Annotated in this window: 6 protein-coding genes; 5 read left to right on the top strand and 1 reads right to left on the bottom strand. The window is 64.4% G+C overall.

Annotated features, from left to right (window positions below; translation table 11 throughout):
• Nucleotides 1–219: 219 nt before the first annotated feature.
• The gene (locus ACILSL_RS25675) at nucleotides 220–1,776 is read right to left on the bottom strand and encodes a sialidase family protein (RefSeq protein ID WP_395734931.1); all 1,557 of its coding nucleotides are present in this window, start codon (nucleotides 1,774–1,776) and stop codon (nucleotides 220–222) included.
• 406 nt (nucleotides 1,777–2,182) lie between these two features.
• Between ACILSL_RS25675 and ACILSL_RS25670 the strand changes: the two genes are divergently transcribed.
• The 5 genes from ACILSL_RS25670 to ACILSL_RS25650 all read left to right on the top strand — a co-directional run bounded on the left by ACILSL_RS25670 (nucleotide 2,183) and on the right by ACILSL_RS25650 (nucleotide 10,404).
• Nucleotides 2,183–3,514 (top strand): hypothetical protein, encoded by a 1,332-nt coding sequence (locus ACILSL_RS25670; protein ID WP_395734930.1) that lies wholly within the window; start codon nucleotides 2,183–2,185, stop codon nucleotides 3,512–3,514.
• 905 nt (nucleotides 3,515–4,419) lie between these two features.
• Nucleotides 4,420–5,154 (top strand): hypothetical protein, encoded by a 735-nt coding sequence (locus tag ACILSL_RS25665; protein WP_395734929.1) that lies wholly within the window; start codon nucleotides 4,420–4,422, stop codon nucleotides 5,152–5,154.
• Nucleotides 5,155–5,550: 396 nt separating this feature from the next.
• Nucleotides 5,551–6,192 carry a histidine phosphatase family protein gene (locus ACILSL_RS25660; RefSeq protein ID WP_395734928.1) on the top strand — a complete coding sequence of 214 codons (642 nt, stop codon included), beginning with the start codon at nucleotides 5,551–5,553 and terminating at the stop codon, nucleotides 6,190–6,192.
• A 294-nt stretch (nucleotides 6,193–6,486) separates the two neighbouring features.
• On the top strand, nucleotides 6,487–7,050 hold the full coding sequence (locus ACILSL_RS25655; RefSeq protein ID WP_395734927.1) for an RNA polymerase sigma factor: 564 nt from the start codon (nucleotides 6,487–6,489) through the stop codon (nucleotides 7,048–7,050).
• A 24-nt stretch (nucleotides 7,051–7,074) separates the two neighbouring features.
• On the top strand, nucleotides 7,075–10,404 hold the full coding sequence (locus ACILSL_RS25650) for a von Willebrand factor type A domain-containing protein (protein WP_395734926.1): 3,330 nt from the start codon (nucleotides 7,075–7,077) through the stop codon (nucleotides 10,402–10,404).
• The last annotated feature ends 187 nt before the right edge of the window (nucleotides 10,405–10,591 follow it).

Here is a 10,591-nt window from a genome sequence, read left to right as displayed (position 1 = left end):
TGTCCTACCTGTCCATGGGCAACCCGCCAGCCCCGGCGGCTTGTGGACAATCCGCCCTACCAGCCTTGGGCCTGCGGGCGTACCAGCGCCGGGTAGGGAGCGCTGTCCCCAGCCCTCCGCGAGAGCAAGGCGGATGAACGCGCAATGACCGGCGGCAGCGGAGCCGAGCGTCGCCTGCGAGGAGGGATCAGGATGATCCCTCACCAACGCGTCCCCCCTCTACTTCTTCCCCCCACCCGGCGCCTTCAGCTCGCTCACCAGCACCGCCGTGTTCGGTGCCTTGCCGGAGTAAAACGACAGGTAGTGCGTGCCGCCGATCACCGTCGCGTTCACGTTGCCGGCATCATACGCGATCTGGCTCCCGGCAGCGACCGCTTCGGAGGCTGGCCACAGCAGCGGATGCTCAAACACATGCTTGGGCTCCACGACCCGCCGCCGCAGCAGGCCCGCTCGGCCACGCTGGTAGTAGTAGAGGCTCAGCAGCCCCGTCTTGGCATCCAGGATCAGGCTCGGGGTGGAGGCGGCCACATCGGTGATGTTCGTCTGCTTGCGCGTCCAGGTCTTGCCGTAGTCGGTGGAGGTGATCTGAAACTGCGAACGCACCGTGCCGGGGCCGCCCATCTCGGTGCGTGCAATGCAGAGGATCTTGCCATCGCCCAGGTACACGGCGGCCGGTTCGGTGGGCCACTGGTCTTTGGGCAGATCGGATTCCACGGGCGTCTGCGTCCAGGTCTTGCCATCGTCCTTGCTCGTCACCATGCCCCAGGAGTTGGTGGCTTCAGTCCCGTAGTTTCCGGCGAACCACAGCGACATGAGGCCGACGTTTGGGACGGAAAAAACATCCGTGATCTGCACCGGCCGCACGGCCAGCTCCGGCGTGGTCACCAGCGTGAACTTCACGCCATCCGTCGTGCGGTACAGATCCTGATGCCAATCTTTCCCGACCCGGCGCACCCAGAGCAGCATCGCCCCGGTGGAGTCCAGCCCTTTGCCCACGGGCACATCGCCATAGCCGGGAGAGTTCGCCACCACCGTTTCAGCGGTCCACGTCTTGCCGCCATCCGTGGAGGTGCGCGCGTAGGTGGCGCGGGCGTCTTCACCAATCGTGTGCCCCGAGCCCCGGGTGTAAACGCAGACGAGTTTGTCGCCGAGCGCCTGCAGCATCGGCCACGAATTGTAGCCAGGCACGTCCTGCACAATGCGGGGCTCAGCGAGGGCGCTCAGCGGCGTCACCTTGACCACCGCCAGGCCGGTCGGGCGGGTGAAGGTGTCGGCGGGGTCCGCCGGCTCGCGCTGAATGCGCAGGGTGAGGGGCGCATCGGGCACCACCTGGTAGTACGACTCCAAAACAATCGTGCGGGAGTGCAGCGGCGCGGCAGGCAGCGCCGTGCGGATGGGATCGCCCTGCAGATGACGCTCGGTGAAGGGCGCCCCCTCCACCATCTGGGAAAGGTGCACGCGGTAAACATCCTCCAAGGCGGGGCTCGTCTCCGCGTCCGTGGTCGTCACCGTGATCTCCACCCGCACGCCGCCGCAGTCCTTGGGCAGCCCGGTCACCACCCCGCTCACCGACTGCCCGTCCGTGCCGCCGGACATGGACCACACCGGGATGTGCGTGGAGCCGCTGGACATCATCACCAGCGAAGGCTTTCCCGTGGCGATGGAAAGCTGATTCGCACTCAGGAAAAGCGGCGCAAACTCCGCCGCGAAGCCGGTGGCGGTGGAGGCGAGGAGAGCCAGAAAAGAGAGGCGCAGGGTCAGGGGATGTTTTCGCATGCGTCAGGCTTGCGCAGCCAGCGCCGAGGTCAAGAAGCCATGTGCCCAAGGCGCTTCATTAACGGCACGCTTCGTGAATGTTGAGTCCCTCACCTGCGCGCCACCATGTCGCGTCTCGAGAATGAATTCCGTACTGGGAGCGCCGATATTCTATCGGCTCTGGCATGCGCTCCGCCGCACGGTCAAGCGACGTGCGACCCGTGAGCTTGTTTCCGTGGCAATGGTGCAGGGACGCCCGCCGGAGCCGATGTGGACATCGGCGCTCCCAGCAAAGAGCTGCTGCGGACTGAAGTCCGCGCTCTGGGCGCGCGGTTGAAACTTGAAACCTCCCGCCCGAAACGCCGCTTCCGCTTTACACCCGCCCATCTCTGACCATCATTCCCGCCCCTTTTTCCGACCTATCGCAATGACTCCGACCACCAAGCTCGATCCCAAATTCCTCGCCCTTCTTGCTGACACCGCGCAGAAACTTCAGGCGCTCGAAATCCAGCCCCGCGTGCTCGAAGACGCCGCCCCGGCGCTCACCGCCACCGCAGCGGAGCTCAGCCAGCAGATGATCGACTTCACCACCGCACTCACCGCCGCCATGGAGGCGAAGGTCGCCGCCGACATCGCGGAACGCGAAGCCGCCAAGGCGCAGGCTTTGGCCGAGAAGGAAGCCGCGCGCCTGGCCGCCATCGAGGCCAAGGAAGCCGCGCGCATCGCCAAGGAAGAAGCCGCCGCTGCCGCCAAGGCTCAGGCTGCGCTGGAACTGGAGGCCATGCGCGCCGCCGCCGCCGCCATCAAGGCCAGGGAACTCGCCGAAAAAGAAGCCGCCAAAGCCCGTGCCCTGGCCGAGAAGGAGGAGGCACGTCTGGCCAAGGAACGCGAGGCCGCCGAGAAAGCCGCCGCCAAGGAGCGTGCCATCGCCGAGAAGCTGGCCGCCATGGTCGCCGCCGCGGAAGCCAAGGCCCAGGCCGAAGCCGAAAAAGCCGCCGCCAAGGAGGCCGAGCGTCTCGCCAAAGAACAGGCCGCCATCGAAAAAGCCGAAGCCAAGGCCCGCGAACAGGCCGAAAAGGAGGCCGCGAAGGAAGCCGCCCGGATTGCCAAGGAGCAGGCCGAAGCCGAAAAAGCCGCCGCCAAGGAGGCCGCACGTCTGGCCAAAGAGCAGGAAGCTGCCGAGAAGGCTGCCGCCAAGGAAAAGGCCGAGGCCGAGAAACTGGCCGCCATGCTCGCCGCTGCGGAGGCGCGGGAAGCCGCCCGTCTCGCCAAGGAGCAGGCCGACGCTGAAAAAGCCGCCGCCAAAGAAGCCGCCCGCCTGGCCAAGGAGCAGGCCGAAGCCGAGAAGGCCGCTGCCAAAGCCCGTGAACTCGCCGAAAAAGAAGCCGCCAAGGAAGCCGCACGCCTCGCCAAAGAAGAGGCCGAGGCCGCCAAAGCCGCCATCAAAGCCCAGGCCGAGGCCGAAAAAGAAGCCCTCCGCGCCGCCGCCGCCGAGCTGAAGGCCAAGCAGCTCGCCGAGAAGGAAGCCATCCGCCTCGAAAAAGAACAACGCGCCGCCGAAGCCGCCGCCATCAAAGCCGCCCAGGACGCCGAGCGCGCCAAATTCAGCCAGGCCGAAGAAGAAGCCAAAGCCCGCCGCGCCGAAGCCCGCGCCAAAACCCTCGCCGAGTACGAAGCCAAACAGAAAGCCCGTCAGGCCGCCGCACTCGCGCAGCTCGCCGCGGATAAAGCCGCGCTGCAGGCGGAGGCGAAGAAGTAGGGCTGAGTTTGCTTCGCGGCTGCGCAGAAGTTCGCGCCGGGGGATCTGTCCGATCACCCCGGAGCGCGCGCATGATTGGAAGTAGGTTGGGCGTGTGTGGCGAATGCTGCTGGCTTCAACTCACCAGCCCCTCTCCGCCATACCGCCCGACTGCGAGGCCGCTCGCACGCCATGGCGTTTGCGATCACGCTCATGGACGTGTCCATTCTTCACACTGCGTGCTTCGAAGGATGCACGAACTGTCGCCACACCCATCGTACGTAGGGCAGGCATTCTGTACTGGGAGCGCCGATGTCCACATCGGCTCTGGGCATGGCTCCGCTGCACGCGCGAGCTGCATGTAACCCGTGAGCTTCTTTCCATGTCGATGGCGCAGGAACGCTCGCCGGAGCCGATGTGGACATCGGCGCTCCCAGCAATGAGCTGCGCGCCACTTAAAACGGTCTGTGCAGGCTTGTGCACGAATAGCGCAACGCTCCGGTCGTAGGTTGGTCGTGTTTGGCGTCGAAACCACTGCCACCCTCCACCGCCCTCTCCGCCAAACCGCCCGACTGCGAGGACGCTCGCACGTCATGGCGTTTGCGATCACGCTCATGGACGTGTCCATTCTTCGCACTGCGTGCTTCGAAGGACGCACGGGCTGTCGCCACACCCATCGTACGTATGGCAGGCATTCCGTACTGGGAGCGCCGATGTCCACATCGGCTCTGGAATGCGCTCCGCAACGTGCTCACACGCCGCATGCCATCGGGCTGAGCGAGAAGGGCCTGGCGCAGTCTGTCACGTAACCGGTGGGGGTGAGAAGGAAATCGTTTACTGGAATGGCGGCTTTGCTTCATCGTGCTTCCAATCCCCGCCTCAGACTGTCATTGCCAAAACTCAGCCAATCCGTTTCACTCGGGGGCATGCTCAGCTACCGTTTCTGTTTCTACACCATTCACACGGCACCGTGGGTGCTGGTGGGGGGCTGGGTGTTGAACATGCTGCTCTTTCCACGGCAGTCCTGCGGGGACACCTCGACGATGGAAGGAGTCATGGTTGGGCTGGTGGTGGTGTATGCGCTGGTGGGTGGGGTGCTGGGTGTCAAACTGATGCGGGGGAGTCTGGCGCTGCTGTGCCCGTTTTGCTCAAGGCCGGGGCATGCGCATCTGGATCGCTCGGAAGGACTGGGGATGGAGTGCCCGAAGTGCGGGGAGATCCGTGGCGGCGGGCGGCTGGGCTGGCAGATCGTGCGGGACAAGGAAGAGGCCTGCGGGCGGAAGCCGGTGGTGCCGTCGCGGAAGATGCAGTTTCGCTCGCCGTGGTTCTGGGGGCTGTTTGGCTTGTCGGTGGTCACGGCGGCTTGCGGGGTGGTGATCCATGAGTTCAGCTTCATGACGGTGTTTGCGCCGCTGTGGTGTTTTCTGGTAGCGAGTCAGCTCGTGCAGACGCTGCGCACCGGCTGCCTGGACGACAATGCCGGGCCGACCTTCCGCAGCCGGCAGCCGGTGAAGTACTGGGCGCGCACGGGCTTCTGGCTGTGCGGCTACGCGCTCGCCGTGTACATGCCCGTGGGTTTTGCGCGGCAGGAACGTCACAAAATCGAGGAGAAGGCGAAGACGGAGGTGCGGGCTGGGGGAAAGGCCGAAGTGAAGCGTTGAGGTGAGACGCAACTAGGGAAGAAGCTCCCGGAGGGAGTGCGGAAATTAGCCGGTGGTGAAGCGAGGCTTGGCGAGCGAGAACCACCGGATCACGCGGCCCCATCCCCCGAGTTCAAGGCCGCATGCCGGAGGTATGCGAGAGCCGTGCGCAGACTCCTCGTGGCCGCTGGGCGGCCGAACGCTTCTCGCATACCTCCGGCATGCCTCCCAGAACGGGGATGTTTTCATGGCAGGGTCCGGTGGTTCCCGCTGCACCGCTTCGCGGTTTCGCTTCACCACCGGCTCATTTCTCTGCTCCCTCCGGGAGCCCATGAGAGGCGATGGCCTGTGTCTTTCCCAAACAAAACGCACCCGCATTTGCCATCGCGCATGCCTGCGCCTATGGCAGACGCCCCCATGAAAAAAACGATCTGGTTCATCCGTCATGCCGAAAGCCTCAGCAACGCGGGGTTTCCCACGGACACGCCGCATGCCATCGGGCTGAGCGAGAAGGGCCGGGCGCAGGCGGAGGCGGTGGCCGCGCAGTGGCAGGCGGACCCGGATCTCATCGTGGTATCGCGCTACTCGCGCACGGGCCTCACCGCAGAGCCGCTGCGCAGGCGGCTGCCGCAGGTGCCGGTGGTGGAGCTCCCCGTGCATGAGCTCACCTTCCTGGCGCCGGGCCGCTACATCGGCACCACGGAGACCACACGCCGCGAGCCCGCACGGCAGTACTGGGAGCGCTGCGACCCCGACTACTGCGATGGCGAGGGCGCGGAGACGTTCCGGCATTTCTGCGCACGCGTGGATGCCTCATTAAAAGCCCTGCGCGAGCGCGAGGAGCAGCGCATCGCGGTGTTTTGCCATGGCTACGTCATCAAGGCGATCCTCTGGCGGCAGCGCCACCCGGACGCCCCGATCACCGCAGACTACATGCGCGCCTTCTTTGATTTTCACCTGAACTGCGTGGTGCCAAACGTGCATGTGTATCCCTTTGAAAGCGCCAAGGACCAGGCGCTGACGATGCTGACACCGTTTCAGATCGAGATGGTGGCTTGAGGGCCGGCGCTTCTGAAAAGGGGCATGCCATGAGGCCGCAGCCCACGCTAGCGCGTGCCGCAGGGGAAGGTAGGGACCCGCTGCGCCGGGTCCGAAGCTTCGGGTCTGTCTTTCCCGCAGGCCCTCCAAAAACGTGCGCCGTCCATGAAGTGTGGAAAGGCGGCAGACGGTGGCCGCGCACTGCGCTGGTTTCCAGGTCCCGCGTCTCTCGTTTCGCCCGGGCGGGGCATGCTCTGTAGGATCAATCTCGCCTTCTGTGAAAAATTCTCCCAAGATGCGGGAATGTCAGCCGTGATGCCCGCCGAACACACTCCCATGAGCGAACCGCACGACCTCTTTCTCGAAACCCTGCAGCGCTACGAGCGGCCCCTCATCCGCTATGCGCATGGTTACACGGGGGATCTGGAGGACGCGCGGGACATCGTGCAGGACGTGTTTTTAAAGCTGAGCCAGCACCTCGCCACGCTCGACCACGAGAGGCTCGCTCCCTGGCTCTTCACCGTGTGCCGCAATCGTGCCCTGGACCATCACCGCAAACATCAACGCCTCGTCGTTATGGAAACCGAAACTCTCGATCTGGAAATCGCCGCTGATCCTGCGCCGAATGACGCCATGGAGCAGCGGGAGACCGCCACCGCCCTGCGCGAACTCATCGAAACACTCCCCGTGCGGCAGCGCGAGGCGGTGCGGCTGAAGTTCATCGCCGGACTCGACTACCAGCAGATCAGCGCCGCCATGCAGACCAGCATCGGCAACGTGGGCTACCTCATCCACCACGGCGTGGCCGCCCTGAAGACGAAGTGGAAGGACCACGACGCGCCGCCGCCGGCGCAGAAACTGAAACACGCCATCGCTTGAAACCCCCTGCCTATTTTTGAGATCATGAAACCGGAACAAATCACCGCCTGGGCGCTGGATGAAGCCAGCGCCGAAGAACGCCAGCAGCTGGAGGCGGCGCTGCAGGAAAATCCGCAGGACAAAGTGAAGGCGGATGAAACCAAAGCCTTCTGCGACTTCCTTCTGAGCGAACTGCGCGACGACTCCCTGGCGCTGACCGACAAGCAGCGCGAACGCCTCGTAGAGCAATCGTCTCGATTGCCCGGAACAGGCGGGACGCCTGCACTACAGCCGGAGACCGAAGCAAGCGGGACGCTTGCGCTACCGCCTGCATCGAGCGAGAAGTCGGGCCAGACCACGCGGTGGAACATCGGCGTCATCGTCCGCCTCTCCCTCGCCGCATGCGCGGTGCTGGGCGGGTTTTGGACGTGGCAGGCGTATTCCTCCAGAAAGAGCGAAGCCCGTGCCTTCGCCGCCGTGGCGGAGAAGCCGGGCATCAAGGTGCAGCTCGCGAAGAAGAGCACGCCGCAGGGCCCCGAGGCACGACTGCTGGCGGGCACCCAGAAAAAAGCGGTGGTCAGCCTGGAGCCGACGGTCAGCCAGCTACCGACACCTGCGCCCGTGGCCGGTGCCGCGCCGGCTGCCAGCCCCCTGGTCCTGAACAACAGCCAGAGCGCCATGACCCCAGGAGATGTGAGCAGGCTCAAACAGATTCAGGATCAAAACGCCTACGCGCTGAACTTCGGCGGCATGCAGGGCCTGTCTTCCAGCGGGGGGGATCTCCCAGGGACTGCCATCAGCAAAGCAGCCCCCTTCAAGTACCCCGAACTTGCGGCCACTGTTCCGGGAGATTTAGGCCCTGCCAGCGTGAGTTTTGATTACAGCTTCCTCAACAACATGGGCGCTCTGGCCAACGGCGGAGGTTTCAACAGCTTCTCGGGCGGCCACGGTGGCTACGGCATGAATGACACCCAGCCATTGACGCTGGGCGTGAACACCAATCTCGGGCCGGTCAATCTCGCCTCCAGCACCAACTATGACCTGGTCAACGGCGGCTGGCACTACGACCTGCACGACCGTGCCACGATCGCGAGGACCGATGCCGTGGCGCTCCCTCCTCTGCCAGCCGATGCGAATGCGTCCACCGTCACCACAGCATCCGGCGCGATGAGCCAGACCAAGACCGGCGCGGGAGCGCTGACGCTGGCGGGTGCGAACACCTACACAGGGGCGACGACGATCAATGGCGGCACGCTGAGTGTGGCCAATGGTGCGGCGATGCCGAGTGGGGATGCGTTTGCTCCGATGCTGGATGATCTCGGAGCGATGAAACGCAATGCGGGCGCGTCGCTGAATTTTAACGGTGGCATGGTGGCAACTGGGGCAGCCGGGGCAACCGCGGCGCCTGCGGCTGCGCCAGCCTCGGTGCTGGTGACGGGCAATCGTGGATTGGCGGTGAAGGATGGCAAGAACATCGGGGGCTTGGGTGCAAGCGCAGCGCCGGTGCAGAGTCCGCCCGCAGTCCCTGCGGATGCCATTGTGAGCTTTTCCGCGACCACGCCGCAGGCGGCTGCTGTGGACAAGGTGCAATCGGGGCTGATGCTGGGCAATAGCGCGGTTGAATCTGGAAACTACGACGCCGCCATCACTCAATACCAGAATGTGCTGCGCACGGATCCATACAACCAGGCAGCTCGTCGTGGGATGGAAGCCGCTGACAAAAAGCGTCAGGCGTATTTTAAGACAGCCTATGACAGCCAGCGGTCCAAGATGCTGGCCCAAATAACCGAGACCTGGGAGGACAAAGTGCCGGTGCAGGAGCAGTATGGCAGTGCCACCATGGGCAAAGACGTGAAGACGGATGACTTCTATCTCGTTCGTAAAGCGGCTCCCGTGGAAGAGATTTCCAAGAGTCCCAGCCAGCCGAGCGCGGGGGAAAGCTACACGCGCATCATCGAAAACGAGATGAAGGAGGTGGCGCGTGAGCCGCTCTCCACGCTCTCCATCGATGTGGACACCGCCTCGTATGCGAACGTGCGGCGCTTCCTGAACCAGAACATGCTGCCGCCGCCGGATGCGGTGCGCATTGAAGAACTGGTGAACTATTTCCCCACGTCCGAAGAAGGCCCCGCGCATGAGGCGAAGCAACCCTTCGGCGTGCGTGTGGAGCTGGCCCCGTGCCCCTGGCAGCCGGTGCACAGGCTGGCGCGCATCTCCATCAAAGGCCGTGAGATGGACAAGAACCGCAAGGCGAGCAATCTGGTCTTCCTGGTGGATGTCTCCGGCTCGATGAATGAGCCTGCCAAGCTGCCGCTGGTGCAGCAGTCTCTCCGCATGCTCACGGAGCAGCTCGGGGAAGGGGACCGCGTGACGATGGTGGTGTATGCCGGCAGCAGCGGCGTCGTTTTGCCACCGACCAGCGGTGAGAAGAAGGAGGAGATCCTGGCGGCGATCAACCGCCTCAGCGCGGGCGGCAGCACCCATGGCAGCGCGGGCATCCAGCTGGCGTATGAGCAGGCGGTGGCGGGCTTCATCAAAGGCGGCGTGAACCGCGTGATCCTCTGCACAGACGGCGACTTCAACGTGGGCGTCAGCTCGCCGGAGGAGCTGGAAAAACTCATCAAGCACAAGGCGAAGAGCGGTGTGTTCCTCAGCGTGCTCGGCTTTGGCAGCGGCAACCTGAAGGACCGCACCATGGAAACCCTCGCTGATAAAGGCAACGGCAACTACGCCTACATCGACAGCCTCAGCGAAGCGCGCAAGGTGCTGGTGGAGCAGATGAGCGGCACGCTGGAGACCATCGCCAAAGATGTGAAAATCCAGGTGGAGTTCAATCCGGCGGCGGTGCGCGGCTACCGGCTCATCGGCTATGAAAACCGCGTGATGGCGAAGGAGGATTTCAACGACGACACCAAGGACGCCGGAGAGATCGGCGCAGGGCACAGCGTGGTGGCCTTGTATGAAGTGGTGCCTGCGAATCTGCCCGCGGGCGCGGAAGGCCGCCCTGCCGTGGACAGCCTGAAATACCAGGCCCCTGCCATCACTCCTGCGCAGCTCGCCGAAGCCGCAAAGAGCGGCGAGCTGATGACCGTGAAGCTGCGCTACAAGGAGCCCGAGAGCGATCTGAGCAAGCTCATCGAAGTGCCGACGAAGGACGAGGGCAAGACACTGACCGCGAGCAGCGAGGAATTCAAATTCAGCGCCGCCGTGGCGGGCTTTGGCCTGCTGCTGCGCGACTCCAGCTACAAGGGCAGCCTCAGCTGGGAAACCGTGCGCCGCCTGGCCTTGGATGGCAAAGGCGCAGACAAGCTGGGCTATCGCGGCGAGTTCCTGCAGCTCATCGACAAAGCACGCGGGCTGAAGGAAACGCGGTAGAGAGGGGCAAAGCAGCAGAGGGAGCCGTGCATGGATTCCGTACTGGGAGCGCCGATGTCCACATCGGCTCTGGGTACGGCTCCGCCGCACGGGCAAGCGCTGCATGTAACCCGTGAGCTTTTTTCCGTGTCGATGCTGCAGGAACGCTCGCCGGAGCCGATGTGGACATCGGCGCTCCCAGCAATGA

It is taken from the genome of Prosthecobacter sp., assembly GCF_044222345.1.
Taxonomy (GTDB): Bacteria; Verrucomicrobiota; Verrucomicrobiia; order Verrucomicrobiales; family Verrucomicrobiaceae; genus Prosthecobacter.
The sequence above is the reverse complement of the archived record's forward strand: the minus strand, read 5'-3'. Positions and strand labels throughout refer to the sequence as shown.